The 14,528-nt window shown below is 60.7% G+C and carries 11 protein-coding genes and 1 riboswitch; of the genes, 7 read left to right on the forward strand and 4 right to left on the reverse strand.

The genetic code is table 11. The features are described from left to right. The first annotated feature begins 7 nt into the window (after positions 1-7). The gene (locus FG381_RS11490) at positions 8-1,174 is read left to right on the forward strand and encodes a hypothetical protein (RefSeq protein WP_139688916.1); all 1,167 of its coding nucleotides are present in this window, start codon (positions 8-10) and stop codon (positions 1,172-1,174) included. A gap of 72 nt (positions 1,175-1,246) precedes the next feature. Here FG381_RS11490 and FG381_RS11495 read toward each other — a convergent pair whose 3' ends face one another. From FG381_RS11495 to FG381_RS11510, 4 genes are all read right to left on the reverse strand, one after another. After that, positions 1,247-2,863: an amidohydrolase gene (locus FG381_RS11495; RefSeq protein ID WP_139688917.1), complete on the reverse strand. Its 1,617-nt coding sequence runs from the start codon at positions 2,861-2,863 to the stop codon at positions 1,247-1,249. Positions 2,864-2,965: 102 nt separating this feature from the next. Next, positions 2,966-4,363, reverse strand: a complete 1,398-nt coding sequence (locus tag FG381_RS11500; RefSeq protein WP_139688918.1) for an APC family permease — start codon at positions 4,361-4,363, stop codon at positions 2,966-2,968. Between the two features lie 279 nt (positions 4,364-4,642). Then, positions 4,643-4,823: riboswitch (Lysine riboswitch) on the reverse strand. A 118-nt stretch (positions 4,824-4,941) separates the two neighbouring features. Next, positions 4,942-5,439, reverse strand: a complete 498-nt coding sequence (locus FG381_RS11505; RefSeq protein ID WP_139688919.1) for a hypothetical protein — start codon at positions 5,437-5,439, stop codon at positions 4,942-4,944. A 166-nt stretch (positions 5,440-5,605) separates the two neighbouring features. Continuing rightward, positions 5,606-8,413, reverse strand: a complete 2,808-nt coding sequence (locus tag FG381_RS11510) for a heavy metal translocating P-type ATPase (protein WP_139688920.1) — start codon at positions 8,411-8,413, stop codon at positions 5,606-5,608. Between the two features lie 240 nt (positions 8,414-8,653). On the opposite strand from FG381_RS11510, the gene FG381_RS11515 reads away from it, so the two are divergent. From FG381_RS11515 to FG381_RS11540, 6 genes are all read left to right on the forward strand, one after another. Continuing rightward, positions 8,654-9,163: a MerR family transcriptional regulator gene (locus FG381_RS11515; protein ID WP_139688921.1), complete on the forward strand. Its 510-nt coding sequence runs from the start codon at positions 8,654-8,656 to the stop codon at positions 9,161-9,163. An 8-nt stretch (positions 9,164-9,171) separates the two neighbouring features. Then, on the forward strand, positions 9,172-9,738 hold the full coding sequence (locus FG381_RS11520; RefSeq protein ID WP_226960287.1) for a hypothetical protein: 567 nt from the start codon (positions 9,172-9,174) through the stop codon (positions 9,736-9,738). Positions 9,739-9,863: 125 nt separating this feature from the next. Next, complete coding sequence (iadA, locus tag FG381_RS11525; RefSeq protein ID WP_139688922.1) at positions 9,864-11,012, forward strand: beta-aspartyl-peptidase; 1,149 nt, start codon at positions 9,864-9,866, stop codon at positions 11,010-11,012. A gap of 280 nt (positions 11,013-11,292) precedes the next feature. Beyond that, on the forward strand, positions 11,293-11,460 hold the full coding sequence (gene dba / locus FG381_RS11530; RefSeq protein ID WP_139688923.1) for a disulfide bond formation protein Dba: 168 nt from the start codon (positions 11,293-11,295) through the stop codon (positions 11,458-11,460). Between the two features lie 14 nt (positions 11,461-11,474). Continuing rightward, the gene (dsbI, locus tag FG381_RS11535; protein ID WP_139688924.1) at positions 11,475-13,010 is read left to right on the forward strand and encodes a disulfide bond formation protein DsbI; all 1,536 of its coding nucleotides are present in this window, start codon (positions 11,475-11,477) and stop codon (positions 13,008-13,010) included. 150 nt (positions 13,011-13,160) lie between these two features. Continuing rightward, positions 13,161-14,453: a YihY family inner membrane protein gene (locus FG381_RS11540; RefSeq protein WP_139688925.1), complete on the forward strand. Its 1,293-nt coding sequence runs from the start codon at positions 13,161-13,163 to the stop codon at positions 14,451-14,453. Positions 14,454-14,528: the final 75 nt, after the last annotated feature.

Consider the following 14,528-nt stretch of genomic DNA (forward strand, 5'->3'; position numbering starts at 1 on the left):
AGGAACCATGAACCAATTTGACTCTGAAATCATTACCTGGCTTTTCATTGCCTTTGCCGGCGCGGCTTTCGGCGTTCTGGCGCTCCGCAGGGTCTTCTCAAGGAAGGCGCTTCCCCAGAAGCGCCGGTCGGAGAGCGCTTCGTCGGAAGCTTCGCCCCGCCGGGAGCGGATTGCGGCGCGCCGGGAGAATAGGGGACTGCCGAAAGTCGAGGTTCCGCCTCCGCCCCGAAAGCCCGAAATCATGGGGCCCGGCCGGCCGTCCCTTTTGGCCTTCTGCGCCGAAGGAGGAGAGGCGCCCGTTGCGCTCATTCAGCGATGCGATCGGTTTGACGACATGATCCCGTGCGAGGGAGCGGAAATAAAGCCAGAGGGGAAGGCGCTTCGTCTCATTGCGGATCGTCTCGGCGCGCTTGCGCACGAGCCTGACGATGAACTCGCAGAACGCACCTGGATGATTGCGGTTCCTGAGGAGACCTCCGGCAAAACGCAGGCTGCAGCCGGGGCTTTGAAGCTTCTCGCCCGCGATGAAAAAGGATGTCCGATGGGGGAGGCGGCGCCCGTTGCGGACATTTCGGCAGAAGTCTTTGCTCGCGAACTGAAGGCGCTGCTTCCGAAGGCGGATGCGGGCGCGGGTTCTCTTCAGAAGCTCTTCCGGGAAGAGTCGGTTTTGGTTGAGGAGCTTCTTGGTGCGCGCAGAACGCGCGAAGGCGAAGGCGCTCAGGACGAAAAGCTTCCCGGGTTCATTGCGGCGCTTCCGGAAATCTCTCCGGAAGTCTGGAGAGACTCGCCGGGGCGGCTCGAAGCGGTCCTCGAGGACCTCCGTCAGGCGATTGAAGAGAGCGACAAGGCGTTCGACCAGGAAAATACCGAAGCGTCCGAAGATCCGCGCGTTGGGCGCGCGCTGGTCCTCGACCATCTTCTCCTGATGCTTCTCCTCTCGCGCACCATTGCTTCGGGCGATTACCTTCCGGGCATGCGCGCCTCCGCCGAGGCGGTCCGCCGCGCAGTCGTTTGGGCTGCGCGAAAGAAAGGGTCCTCCCGGGAAGACGAGCTGCTCACGAATTTGAGGCGCGCGGAAGCGCTGATCGACGAGCGCGTCCTCGCAGGCGGCCGGATGACGAGACGGATTGTGAGGCTTTCCGATGACGGCGGCATCCGATTCGGCAGCGCTTGATTGGCTGATCGAGAAAAAAGAAAACCCGCATGAGGATTGGCGTCCCATGCGGGTTTTCTGTCAGAAGCGTCTTCAGGCGCCCTGGCGTTCAAAAACGAATTCGCCGTTCATCATGGTGGCGTCGACCTTTGTCTCGCGAAGCTTCAGGGGATCCATCTCAAAGATGTTTTCCGAGAGCACCACGAGGTCGGCGTAGTAGCCGGGGAGGAGGCGGCCCTTCACCTTTTCCTCAAAGCTCGCGTAGGCGCCTTCAATCGTGTAGGCGTCGACGGCGTCGTAAATGTCGACGCATTCCTCAGGATGGAAGCCCCCTTCGGGCGTTCCGTCGAGGCGGCGGCGGTTGACGGCGCAGTAGAGGTTGTCGATCGGGTTCATGTCTTCGATCGGGGAGTCGGTGCCAAAGGACATGTGAACGCCGAGCTTCTTCAGCGTGCCGAAGGCGTAGGAGGTGGCGGCGAGGTCCTTCCCGACGCGGTCCTCGACGATCTTCGTGTCGTAGTGAAGGAAGATCGGCTGCACGAGGGCGAGAATGCCGTTCTTCGTGAAGCGCTCGAGGAGCGGGCGGTCGGTGATCTGGATGTGAATGACGCCGTGGCGGAGCGGATTCGAGCCCGAGAGCGTCGCATCGTAGGCGTCGAGGATTCTTTCAATCGCGCCGTCGCCGATCGCGTGCGTCACGACGCCGCAGTTGTGGTCAGCGGCCACATTCACGAACTCGCTGATCTCTTCGGGCGTCATGGTCGGGATGCCGACCGTCGAGGGATCGTCGTGATAGGGCTTGCGCATGAAGGCCGTGCGGGCGCCGAGGCTGCCGTCGACGAAGAGCTTCAGGGGGCCGAAGCGATGAAGCGCGTTGCCGGATCCCATGACGTGGCCGGCGGCGAGGAAGCGCTTGTAGTCCTCCATGCTCGACTGGAAGCTCGACTGATGCCAGACGCGCACGAGCGGATGATCGGCCATCACGCGGTTGTAGGCTTCAATCACGGTTTCCCAGGTACCGCCGCGGACGTCGCAGGTATGAACAGAAGTGACGCCGCATTCGGCTGCATGGCGCATCGCCGTGCGGATGAGCGCGACGTCCTCGTCGGCCGTGCGGTTTCTGAAGAGCATGAGAAGCGGTGCTCTGGCGTTTTCCGTGAAGATGCCGTTGAGTCTGCCGTTCGCATCGCGCTCGATCGAGCCGCCTTCGGGCGCCACAATCGATTCGTCGACCCCGGCGCGCGCGAGCGCGGCGGAGTTGGCTGTGAGCATGTGGCCGCAGGCGCGCTCGAACACCAGCGGATATTCCGTCGTGATGGCGTCGAGGTCGTCCCTCGTGAGCATGCGCGCTTCGTCCGTGAAGTAGTCCTGGTTCCAGCCCATGCCGTGAAGAACGGTGCCCGGAGCGGGCTTTCTTTCCTCAATGTATTCGCGGGTGATGCGCTTCACGTCGGCAATGCTCTTCGCATTCTGCAGACGCACGTCGGAGAGCATCACGCCCGTGTTGAGCAGGTGCTGGTGCGAATCGATGAAGCCCGGAACGATGGTTCTGCCTTTGGCATCCCAGACCTTGACGTCGCCGGGGGCCTCGGCCCTCAGAGCGGCTTCGCTGCCGACGGCGCGGATGATGCCGTCCTCAATGAGGAGAGCTTCTTCAAAATGGCCGCGCTCGACATAAGCATGCGCGTTGCGGATAAGCATTGAAGACATGATTTCTGGAATCCTTAAGGGATTTTTTTAGAAAAACGGTTTCTGTTTCCGAAGCGCTTCAGAGCGCCGGGGATTCTGCGCTCTGAAGCTGCAGGAAAGGTTTTAGTCCTTTTTGCCCGTCACGGCTTCGTGGCTCTTGCGGAAAAGAATTTCGTAGATGCCGAGGCCGAGGATCGGAACAATGAGGCCGAGGGCGGCCGTCACCGGATCCTGCCAGATGGTGTTGATGATGAGCGCGAGCATGAAGATCAGCACCAGGATGATCGAGAACGGATAGAGCCAGACCTTGTAGGGACGTTCCATCGTCGGGTACTTGCGGCGCAGCACGATCACGGAGAGGAAGGTCATGCCGTGGAAGATGAGGCCGCAGATCGCGACGAGGCTGGTGAGTTCGGAGAGCGAGCGCGAGCAGACGAGGATCATCGCCATCACCATGGAGGCGAGCTGCGCGTTGATCGGCGTGCGGTAGGTCGGATGGAGCTTGGCGAGGCTCTTGAAGAGGGCGCCGTCGCGGGCCATCGCGTAGTACATGCGCGGGAAGACCATGATGCAGCCATTGAGCGAATTGAAGATGGCGAGCATCATCGCCGTGCCGACGATTGCCATGCCGGTGACGCCGAAGAGCGTTTCGGCAGCCGCCGTGCCGAGGTAGAAGTTCCCGTTCTTCACCATTTCAAGAATGGCGTCGTAGGGAAGCACGCGGTAGACGGAGTAGTTGAAGACCACGTAGAGAACTGCAACGCCCACGATCGAAAGAATGAGAGCGAGCGGGAGGTTCCGCTTCGGGTTCTTCATTTCTTCGGCGACGGTGTTGAGGTTCGTCCACCCTTCATAGGCCCAGAGCGTGGCGAGCACCGCAAAGGCCATCATGGAGAGGATCGACGTGAGGGACGGGGCTTCCGCCGGGAAATGGAAGAGGTCCGGAGACTCCTTGCCCATGAAGAGGCCGCAGACGATGATGAGCAGAATCGGCAGAAGCTTCAGAACCATGAAGACGTTCTGCACCATGGAGCCCAGCTTGATGCCGCGCATGTTGATGAGAGAGAGCACCACGATCGACACGAGGGCGATCGCCTTCTGCACCAGGTCGTCGAGCGGATACATGCTCGAAATCGCTGCCGCAAAGGCAAGCGCGAGCGCCGAAATTGAGCCCGAGGACGAAAGGAAGAAGTTCGTGATGCCGCACATGAAGGCGACGCGTTCGCCGTAGGCTTCGCGCAGGTAGACGTAATAGCCGCCGGCTTTCGGCATCATGGCGCCGAGTTCGGCAAAGCAGATGCCCGAAAGGAGCGTGATGAGGCCGCCGATTGCCCAGACGAGCAGCGCGAGGCCAAGGTTGTCGCCGGCACGCTGGAGCACGATGCCGCCGATGTAGAAGATGCCGGAACCGACCATGATGCCGGCAAGCACGGATATGCCGCCGAAAAGGCCGACCTCGCGCTTCATGCCGCCCTGCTGAGCAGAGGATGCAGATTCCGGAGCAGGTGTGGGTGTAGTCATTTTTATTCTGGAGAAATGAAGGGAAAGATGGGGAGAAAGCGCGCAAACGAAAAGAGCCGCACCGCTCATGCTTTTCAGCGGGTGCAGCTCCGAGATCTTTTCGTGGTTGTGCCGACGCGTCTCCGATGCCTTTTCCGGAGCCTCTTCAGAATTGCCTTTCGCGCGGGATGCGCTTCCCCCTGGCGGACGTCTCCTTCCGTCAAAGTGCGCTCACGATCGGAAAACGAAGAGCGCTTGAAAAAGGAGGAGAAGCTCAATGACGAAAAAAGTCAAAGCATCGCCGCCGATAGCGCCTCCGGAAGATCTGATGATCTTCCAGGAGTCGCCGGCGTTTTCCGCCGGCGCCCAACCTCAAGCAGACATGCCTGTCTGCTGGTTTCGGCAGCTTGGCCTCCGGAACGCTCTCAATCGGGTGCCCCCATTGAGCGGCCATCATCCGCGCTGCGCCTCTATTCGACTGTGGTGATGGAGACTTTGGCACGCCCATGGGCGGGCTGTCCAATCGTCAGCACGGGAAAAAGCGCTTCTCTTGAGGATTCGATTGAGGAAATAAGCGAAAGTGATTAGCGCCGGAGGCTTCAGCGTCTGTCGCCGCGCGGTCTTCTGGGGACGCTTGTGCGCGCCTGGGAGCCGAAGCGGCCGTTGAGCTGGAGAAATGCTGAAATGAGAATGGCGAAAACGCCGAAGATGATGGGGGCTTCTTCTCCGGAATCGGCGCCGGCAATGATGCCGATGAGGCCGAACATCGCAAACGAAGTGGAAACAAACTTGAGCGCAGGATCAACCTTTGCTTTCTTTGCGGGGAGCGCCGCCGGGGATTGATCGGCGCCGCGGCTTGCCTCCTCCATGCGTGCGAGCGCCTTCCTGCGGCTCTCATCTTCGCCGGAGGTTCCGGGAATGTGAAGGGTCCTGAGGAGCTTTTTGAGCCTGGCCTCTGAGTTTTTCGGCGCTTCCGTTCCCTCAATGAAGTCCTCGGGCTCAAGGGGCTTCAGTGCGCCGGCGCCCCGCGTCTGCAGGGACTCAATGTAGCGGACGTAGTCGCCGTCAGGCGGTTCAAGATTGAGAGGATCGGTCATCGGAGGATAGGAAGAGAAAAATGGCGGGCGAAGGCGTAAAGCGCGTGCCCGCGGAAAACTCTAAGGAAAAGAATAGCCCAAAAGCGAGATGGAAAAACGCCTGCGGAATGGCTTTCCGCAGGCGTCAAAAGAAGAAATTTGGAAACGGCTTGTCGGGCGGACGTGTTTAACGGGCTTGCGCCTCAACAGCAGCCGCCATGCGGTCGAGCTTCGGCTTTGCGCGCATCATGCGCATGCCGTTGGCCACCACAATAAGGCAGGTGCCCGTATCGGCAAAGACCGCCATCCACATCGTCGCCATGCCGCAGAGCGCAAGAATCGTGAAGATCACCTTGATGCCGAGCGCAAAGGCGATGTTCTGAACGAGCACCGAATGCGTCATCCGCGAGAGTCTGACGAGGGTGGCAACCGACGAGATCCGGTCGTCCATCACGGCGATGTCGGCCGCTTCAATCGCGCTGTCGGTGCCGCGCACGCCCATGGCAATGCCGATGTCGGCCTGAGCCAGTGCAGGCGCATCGTTGATGCCATCGCCCACCATGGCCGTGAGCCCCGTCTTCTGGAGTTCGCGGATGCGCGAGAGCTTCGCTTCCGGAAGGAGGTCGGAAGAGACGTTCTCAAGACCGAGCTCGCCCGCAAGCGCTTGCGCTGCGCGTTCGTTGTCGCCCGTGAGAAGCCAGGGCGTCACGCCTTCGGCGGCGAGCTGCCTCAAGCCCATCCGGGTATCCTCCTTGATTTCATCGGCGAGCTCAAAGACGGCCAGAACGCCGAAGGTATCGGCGAGCGCGACGCTCGAGCGGCCGCTTTCCATGGCTTCCTTGAAGGCCTTCTCGACTTCATCGGTCGAGAGGCCGGCCTTTTCAACCGAGGCAAAGTTGAGGAGCGAAAGCATCCCGCTTCCGACGCGGCCTTTGACGCCCGCACCGGGGAGCGCCGTGAATTCCTTCACCTCATGGAGCTTCACGCCTTCCTTCCTCGCCTCCTGAACGATGGCGACCGAAAGCGGGTGCTTGTTCATGGCGCCGAGGCTTGCGGCAAGCTCAAGCGCCTTTTCGCGGGTCGTGCCGGAGAAGAGTTCGATTTTCTCAACCTGTGGTTCGCCCTTCGTGAGCGTGCCGGTCTTGTCAAGACCGACGTTCTTGAGCTTCCTCGCTTCCTCAAGGAAAAGTCCGCCCTTGATGAGGAGGCCGCAGCGGGTCGCCGTCGCGAGCGCCGAGACGATCGTTACGGGGGTCGAGATCACGAGCGCGCAGGGGCAGGCAATGACGAGAAGGCAGAGGGCCTTGTAGAGCCAGCCGAGCCAGTCGCCGACGAAGAGGGGCGGGAGGATGGCGACCGCAAGGGCAAAGACGAAGACAAGCGGCGTATAGACCGCCGCAAAGCGGTCGACGAAGCGCTGTACAGGGGATTTCGAGGCCTGAGCATTCTCAACCGACTCGATGATCCGGGCCGTGAGGCTCTGCGAGGCAGGCGCCGTCACGGTGACGACGATGGTCGAGGAGAGGTTCACCGTACCCGCCCAGACGGTAGCGCCCGTACCTTTTTCTGCCGGCATCGATTCGCCCGTCACCATGGACTGGTCGAAGGTGGACGATCCCTCAATGATTTTGCCGTCGAGCGGCACGCGGTCGCCCGGGGCGATGCGCACTTCTGCGCCCGGTCCCACTTCCTCAACGCGCATTTCCGCGTACTCGCCGTTTTCCTGACGAACGAGCGCTTTTTCAGGCGCCACGCTCATCAGGTCGCGGATGGAGCGGCGGGCTTTGGCCATCGAAAGCTGCTCGATCGCTTCGGAAATCTCAAAGAGGACGAGCACCATCGCCGCTTCAGGCCAGGCGCCGATCAGGACGCCCCCGGTGACGGCCACCGCCATCAGCGTGTTCATGTTGAGGGTGCCCTTCATCGCGGACTGAATGCCCTTTCTGAAGGTGGTGAGGCCGACCAGCGCAATCGCAATGACGGCAAGAACGAAGGTGATGCCGGAGACGAGCGTTTCCGAAAGATGAACGACATCCCAGTCGGCCGCAATTTCAAAGAATTCGCAGCCGATCGCAATCGCGAGCGCGAGGAAGTAGCGCTTCCAGGGCGTTTTGTCCTCGAAGTCCGCTTCGCGCCGGCGCTGAACCATCACGGTCGATTCGTAGCCCGCGGTCTCAATCGCCTTTCTCGCGGCGTCGGTGAGGGCAGACGGAACCGCAATCGTGCGGTTCATGATGTTGAGTTCGTACCCGGAGATGCCGGCCTTTCTGAATTCGCGCTCGATTTCTCCCGCCTCGACGGGGCAGTCCATTTCGGGCACCGAAAGGAGCGTCTTCGGGCCGCTTACCTTCATGTCGTCGAGGCGCGAGGATTCAAACCCGGCAGCCTTGATGGCGCTCTCCGCCTTTTCAAGGTCAACGGCCTTCACCGTCACCGTTCGGTTCATGACGTCAAAGGCATAGTCTGAAAGCCCGAGCTTCTTGAATTCCCGGTCGATTTCGCCTTCCTCAACCGGGCAGTCCATTTCCGGAACGGAAAGGCGGACGTTTCCGGAGGGCGCGGCATCGGCGCCGAGGTCCGGTTCATAGCCCGCCGCCTTTACGGCCTCGATCGACTTGAGGACGATTTCATGGTCGGCAGGAAGAATGAGCTCGCGATTCATGATGTCGAATGCGTAGCCCGCGAGTCCGGCTTTCTTGAGCTCGCGCTCGATTTCTCCCGCTTCAACGGGGCAGTCCATTTCCGGAATGCGGATGCGGACGGTCTCGGTCACCACTTCGTCAAGGCGCTTGAAGGCGAGTCCGAGCTTTTCGGCCGTTTGAAGGACGCCCGATTCATCAAGCCGGGCATTTTCGGGAAAGAGAATGCGCACGGTGCGGGCGCCGTAGTCGGGGATGAGGCGGAATCGCTCATCGGCTTTCAGGACCGCCGCTTCAAAGGGCGTAAATTCAGCCGGACAGCACATGTCCGGGAAATTGAGCGTCAGAGTCTTCATTCTTCTTCTTCTCTGTAACAGGTGTTGCGTGCGGATGACTGCACGCATCGAAAAATACTGATGAGAGTCATTTCACACCCTGAAGCCGTTACAATGTCAAGCGCCGTTTTCCCCGTCTGCAAAAATAATCAGACACTCCGGCCAGAAGCTGCCGCCATCCCGATCGGGCGGCCTGACGATTCGAGCCCAATCATTCAATTCTCTCGCATCGCCTGAGGGGCGGTGCTAAAGGCACGAGGAATGCGCATTCGAGATCTCTCGCAGCTCACCGGCAATACTCCGGAAACCATTCGCTACTACGAAAAAATCGGACTTCTTCCGCCGCCGGTCCGGGAAGCCAATAATTACCGCCAGTACGGGGCGATTCACGTCAATCGCCTCGACTTCATCCGCCACTGCCGCAATCTCGACATCGGCCTCTCGGAAATCCGGGCGCTTCTCGGCGCGCTCGATTCCGGCTGTCCGGAAGGCGCCGATCTTGCTCATCGGCTGATTCATCAGCACCTCAAGCAGGTCGATGAGCGCATTGCCGATCTGCAGGAACTCCGTGGGCACCTCATGGAGCTCGAGGCGCATTGCCGGGGCGTTCACGACGGCAAGGAACCCTGCGGCATACTTCGCGAACTGAACGCTCCCGGTCAGTCCGCACCGGTTCTGAAGGACCCGGCCAATGCCGAGGAAGTGCTCCGCGCCGTGGCGGAAGCGCAGCGGCGCGCGGACGAACGCGCGAGGGAACTTAATAAATCCTGAATTCAATCATGATCGAAACCACAACCATTCACTTCACCGGCATGGGGCTTCTGCTCGCCGCCATCGCTCCCTGCCTGATTGCCTTCTTTCTCTGGCTCGTCGGCCGCTCGGTTCCGCCGGCGGTGGCCGGAGATGGCATCCGCGCGGGCATCGGGGGGCTTCTTCTCGTGGTCCTCTTAATTCTGTCGGCGAAGGCTGCGGTTTCGCTCTTCGACCTCGGGCGCCAGGCAGGCGAGGCCGCGCGCGTGATCAGCATGGATGCGCAGTATGCGTGGCCTGCAATAAAAAGCACGCTTCCGGCGGTCATCAATGCCGTGAGCATCATTCTCGCGCTCGTGCTCCTCACGCTCGGGCGGACCCCGGGGACTTTCTGGACGGCGCTCATCGCAATCTGGGTGGCGGGTCCCGCGGACGACCTTCTGAAGATGCTCATTCTCGGCATTCCCTTCAACTTTACGCAGGGGCTCGCGGGCATTTCGTTCTTCACGATTCTCGTGACGCTCTACCTTCTCTTTTCGATCCGCAGCGCCTATACGTACGGGATCGGGAGCGCAAGACGCTTCAGAGGACGATGAAGCCAGGCGCCTTCCTGAGTGATCCGCAGCGCGTCCTCTGCGGCAACTAAAATATTCTTTTTCAGCTTTGGGCGCAGTCCGGAGGCTCCACGATGAGCCTCCTCTTTCTTTTCGGAGACCCAACAATGAGCATTGCTACTCTCATCCGCAACGCGGATCTTTACGCTCCTGAACATGTCGGTCATCGCGACATTCTTGTTGCCGGGGGAAAAATCATCGCCCTCGCTGATCGCCTTGAGCCAAACATTCCCGGCATGGAAACGATTGACGCTGCCGGGCGTGCCGTGACGCCGGGCCTGATCGACCAGCACATTCACGTCACCGGTGGCGGCGGCGAAGGCGGCTGGGCGAGCCGCTGCCCGGAACTCAACTTCTCCTCCCTCGTGAAGGGCGGCGTCACGAGCTTCCTCGGCGTTTCGGGCACCGACAGCATGTCGCGCTCGATCGAAAATCTCCTCGCAAAGGTGCGCGGCCTCACGGTTGAAGGGGCTTCGGGCTGGATGTGGACGAGCAACTACGCCTATCCCGCGACGACGATTACGGGAAGCGCGAAGATGGACATCTTCACGATTCCGGAGTGCCTCGGCGTCAAGATAGCGCTCGGCGACCACCGCGCGTCCTTCCCGACGCCCGACGAGGTGCTGAAGCTTCTCGCGGAAATCCGCGTGGCCGGCATGCTGACCGGAAAGACCGGGTTCCTCCACATTCACTGCGGCGACTGGGGCGACGACATCTTCGATCCGATCGAATACGCAATCCGTCGCGGCATTCCCGCCAAGCACATGCGTCCCACCCACGTCGCGCGCCATCCGCATGTCTTTGACCGCGCCTGCGCCTTTGCGCGTGCGGGCGGCTACATCGACATCACGACGGGGGGCGGCTGCTATCAGGGAACGGCTGCCGATGCGCTCTTCGCCGCCCTTGAAAAGGATGTGCCCCTCGAGCGGATCACGTTCTCGTCCGACGGCCAGGGCTCGATGCCGCGCTTCAATGAAGCGGGCGAAATGGTGGGCTTCGGCGTTGGGTCGATCAACTGCGACCTCGAGGCCATTCGTCTTCTCGCCGACAAGCTCGGGCTCGAGAAGGCCCTGAAGCCCATGACGACCACGATCGCCAGTGCGCTGGGCTTGAAGGGCAAGGGCCGCGTCGAGGTCGGCGCCGACGCCGATCTCCTTATTTTCGGCAAGGAGCTCTCGCTCGAGGAAGTCTTCATGAAGGGCCGCCAGGTCATGTCGGAGGGCAAGGTCGTCGTCAAGGGCGCCTTCGAGGAATAAGCCTTCAAAAAAACTGAAGCGCTGCCGGCTCTAGGGCCGGCGCAATTTTGAAAAAGGCCGGGCATGTCCCGGCCTTTTTGCCGCTGAAAGCTTCCGGCAAGAACTCTTGTAAAACTTTTGAGTGCACTCTCGGGTTGTTCCTTTAGATGATTGTCCCTAAGTAAAATCACCGTTACTAAATGTAAATGTTGTTGTAAACCCTGAGGCGCGTCCAGCAGAATTCGCGGACCTTTCGGGAGAGGCCTCTTCCGGATCCAAAACCATCAAAGGAAAACTATCAATGGAGTTTCTGCAGCTCTTGATGCTTTTCATCGCCGTTATGCTGATCTGGTTCAGACCGGCCAATGAAAAGCTTGCCTGGTGCCTCACCATCGTCGCGTGGTTCTCCGTCGTCTTCATGTACGTCGGCCACGTTTCCACCGCCATCCTCGGCAGCATGAACCTTTAATCGGAGAAAACAGAATGACGGACTATTCGGCTCCGATTACGGATAAGGACATCGCCAAGGCCAAGACCTGGTACGACATCGTCTGCTGGGGCGGCCTGCTCATCGTTCTTCTGCCCGTTGGCATCGCCAACCTGATTCTCGGCTACCTCATGGGCGATTCGCCCTGCACGCTCTGCTGGGGGCAGCGCGAACAGATGGCCTTCATCGGCGTCGTGGCGCTCTTCATGGTGCGCTACGGCTTCAAGCCCAAGTATCTCGCCACGATGCTCGTCATGGCGGCCATGGGCCTCTACTCGTCCTTCCGCCACCTCGGCAACCACGCCGCCCGCGACGTGGGCCAGGGCTTCGGCCTCGACATCTTCGGCATCCACACCCAGATGTGGGCTGAGATCGTCTTCTGGTGCGTCGTGATGCTCTTCGGCCTCGCCTGCTTCCTCGCACCGCGCTTTGATGCGCTCATCGCGGAGCTGCGCGGCAAGTCCTGGCGTCCGATGACGGGCTTCATGAAGATTGCCTTCGGCATCGTGGGCTTCATCATCGCTTCGAACGCCTTCCAGGCTGCCTGGACGACGGGTCTTCCGCCCAACTGGGGTCAGGGCGATCCATGGCGCTTCTCCTGGAATCCCAAGTACATCTACTGGTCCGACGCGAGCTGGCACGGCATGTGGGACGGCATAAACTTCCTCGGCCGCCGCGACGTGAAGGATCCGGACTTCGCCTACGCGCCCAATGCGGCGAAGCTCGGCATCAAGTTCGAGCACGACGCGAAGAATGCGCCTCTTGAACTCACGGGCGAACTCAAGGTCTCGGGCGAAAAGGCCGTTCCCGGCATCACCGCCAAGCTCAATACCGTCGCCTTCATCCGCGGCGAATACGTGGTTGCCTCGAAGTACGACTTCTGGTTCCTCAATGCCAACCTCTCGACCAAGTTCCATGCCGCCATGGACCCCTGGTTCTCGGCGAACGTTCTGGATCTCGTCGGCGTGACGCCCCTCAACGACGACGCCTACGTCCTCATGGGCTCGAACAAGTCGATTCTGCGCATTCGTCAGAACCCGCAGGCCGACGACGTGAAGGGCTGGGCCAACTTTACGGCCGGCCGCGACCACGTCGAGGCTGTCGGCGGCTTCGGGCGCGCCCGCATCGGTACGGAACGCGCGAAGATGTTCTACGTTCACTCGAGCGCGACGGACGGCCGCTACATCTACACGGCCACGGTTCCCGACAACAAGAGCAAGAAGACCTTCGTGATTTCGAAGGCGCTCCAGTCCGACTGGGTGCTCTCGGGCGAATTCACGCCTGCTGCGCCGATGCTGAAGAAGGACCGCTCGCTCGGCGAACTCTACGTGACGGGCATGGTCTGGGAAGACGGCAAGCTCTACGCGGTTTCGAAGAACTGGAACGTTCTCATCACGATCGACGTGGCAAAGGAAGCGGTTGAGTCCGTGCTGGGGCTCCCCGCAGACCTCACCGACATCCGCGGCCTCGTGAAGAAGGGCGACGCCTTTGAAGTGCTCGATGCGAACCGCATCATCACGCTCACGAAGTAAGTCCGAGGCCTTCAGCCCGCCGCGGGCGGCGCAGAAGGCTTTCAGCTGACGAAAAGGACCCGGGACGCGCTTTCTCGCGCATTCCGGGTCTTTTGTTAATGGGCCGGGCTCCTTCATAATTTGAGGCATCACTCCGAAGGATCCGCGCCCATGCAGAAGTCGTTATTCATTGAAGCCATCCGCAGCCACCGCCTTTTCGACACCCTGCGCTCCCTCATGAGCTTTGCGGTGGCGCGCATGCGGGAAGCCCATCTGCAGGAGGTCGCCTCCTCAATGACGCTCACGACGCTTCTGTCGCTCGTGCCGCTCCTCGCGGTTTCGCTTGCGATCTTCGCGGCATTCCCGAGCTTCGCGGATACCCGAAAAGCGCTCGAGGACGCGATTTTCAACAGCTTCCTGCCGCTGCAGTACAGCGAAGTGATCATGAAGTACCTGAAGCTCTTCAGCGATCATGCTTCAGGGCTCGGCGCTTTCGGTCTGGCGGGCTTGTCACTCACGGCGCTCCTCATGATCGATAAGTTCTTCGTGACGGTGAACCGGATCTTCAATGTGCGCCGCATGCGCCCCTGGACGCAGCGCGCGATGATCTACTGGGCGCTTCTCACGCTCGGTCCCGTCGGCATTGCGCTTTCCATCACGCTCACGACTCAGGCGATCCGCATTGCGGCGGGCTCAACCGACGTGAGTCTCCCCGGCTGGGTTTTCGCCTTCTTTCAGATCTTCCTTCAGACATTCGCCTATGCGGTGCTCTTCAAGCTCGTCCCAAACTGCAAGGTGCCTTTTGCGCATGCGCTGATCGGCGGGCTTTTCGTTGCCGTCACGGGACAGATCGTGAAGGAAGGGTTTGAGATCTACATCACGGCCGGCACGCTCTCCTCGATCTACGGGGCCTTCGTGGCATTCCCCGTTTTTCTTCTCTGGCTCTACATTGCCTGGATTCTTGTTTTCGCGGGCGCGGCGGTGACGGCCGCCATCCCGCAGCTCACCTCCGGGCGCTTCGCCGACACCTACATGCTCGGGAACGACTTCCTGACGGGGGTCGCGCTTCTGAAGGAACTCACGCTCGCGCGCGAGGCCGGCCGCCCCATTGTCGCCGAAGAGGACCTTGCAAGGGCTGTCGACAGCTACCCCCAGGCGATTGAGCGCATTCTCATCCGGCTTTCCGAATACGACTACTGCGCGCCCATTCTCGAAAATGAACGACGGCATCTGACGGCCTGGGCGCTGCTCTGCGACCCGAAGGAAAAAACGCTTCGCGACGCGGTATACGCGCTCCTCGTGGATCCGAGAAACGGTCTCCTGCAGCCCGCGCGCGGGGACGGCAAAAAGCCTGCGGGGCCGCTCGCAGAGTGGTTCTCTACGTTTGAGGACGACTCATTCATTGAGGAGACGCTCTCCGAACTCACCCGGAGCGGCGCGATGAAGGAACTTCCGAAGGCTTGAGCTTCGCTTAAGGATTGACGGCTAAAGTTCCTTTTTATAACGGGTTGGAGCGCATGAGCGTTTTAGACGGCTCAT

The sequence above is a fragment of the Sutterella faecalis genome, assembly GCF_006337085.1.
GTDB lineage: Bacteria > Pseudomonadota > Gammaproteobacteria > Burkholderiales > Burkholderiaceae_F > Sutterella > Sutterella faecalis.